This is a genomic window from Mycobacterium sp. E136 (assembly GCF_001666865.1).
In the GTDB taxonomy this organism is placed as follows: domain Bacteria; phylum Actinomycetota; class Actinomycetes; order Mycobacteriales; family Mycobacteriaceae; genus Mycobacterium.
Map to the genome: position 1 here is coordinate 1 of NZ_LZJE01000368.1, position 977 is coordinate 977.

Below are 977 nucleotides of genomic sequence, written 5' to 3' on the forward strand. Positions count from 1 at the left end.
CCGCCAATCCAGGAAAGCAGGCCTCCTCATAGGCCTGGATTTCCAGCGATCCACGTTCGGTGATCTGTCGCGTGTAGGGCAGTACTGCCTCGGGCAATCCCAGTTCGCGGCGCTGCGCGTTTACTACCTCTTTGGTACCGCGCCAAGTCAGCCGTTCATGCGCCAGCATGGTCGAGCGGCGGAATCGTGGCGGCAGGAATGAGAGGAGCTCGCCGTTGGGTCTTATCGGGAAGTAATGAAGCGTGGCCAACGGAATGTCGTAATACTCCGCGACGTTGGCCGCGACATCTTCCCCGAGAGGGCCGGTGAGCAGCAGGTCAGCGTCCTTGGCCAGCCCCATCAACGTGGAGTTCGCCTCTTCAAGGTATTGGGTCAGCAGCGCACGATTCTCGCGCCACAGTCTCCGCAGGTCCGCAACCTTCCACGGATGGGACGTGCGCGCCTGGAATTCACGATGGACGTCCTGCCATAAACGCGCGTTCGGGCCGTAGCCGACCGCCTGAAGCCCGGCGGACTCGACGAACCCCACCATGTCGGGCGCTACTGCCAAATACACCTGATGTCCGCGGTGCAGCAACTCCCGGCCAACGGCAACGCAGGGCTCCACATCGCCACGACTTCCGTAGCTTGCCAGCACAAATCTCAGGGATCTGGCCATCCACTGCCCCCCTTCAAGTTGCGTGGACCAGAGAGTACATCGGGGTCGGCGGAGTCCCACGGCGACTACTGCTGGGGCGAGCCGGCCACTCCGGTGCCGCTGGCGGTGGCATGGCGTGGCCGGTCGAATTGGAACCGCGGCAGCCGTCGGCGCCATTGCGCCTCAGCAACAACAGTGAAAGGCTCCGCAAAAAAATGAGAGGGTAGGACGCGATGAAGCTTTTAATGGCCTGCTATGGGACGCGTGGTGACGTGGAACCCTGCGCCGCGGTTGGCCGTGAACTGCTGCACCGCGGGCACGAAGTGCACATGGCCGTCCC

2 protein-coding genes are annotated in these 977 nt (G+C 63.1%); one reads left to right on the forward strand and one right to left on the reverse strand.

From position 1 onward, the window contains the following. Positions 1-658 (reverse strand): glycosyltransferase (locus tag A5698_RS25040; protein WP_231967529.1); only part of this gene is annotated, 658 nt, incomplete at its 3' end. 212 nt (positions 659-870) lie between these two features. On the opposite strand from A5698_RS25040, the gene A5698_RS28245 reads away from it, so the two are divergent. Continuing rightward, positions 871-977: glycosyltransferase (locus A5698_RS28245; protein WP_156670810.1), on the forward strand; the 107-nt coding region annotated here is incomplete at its 3' end.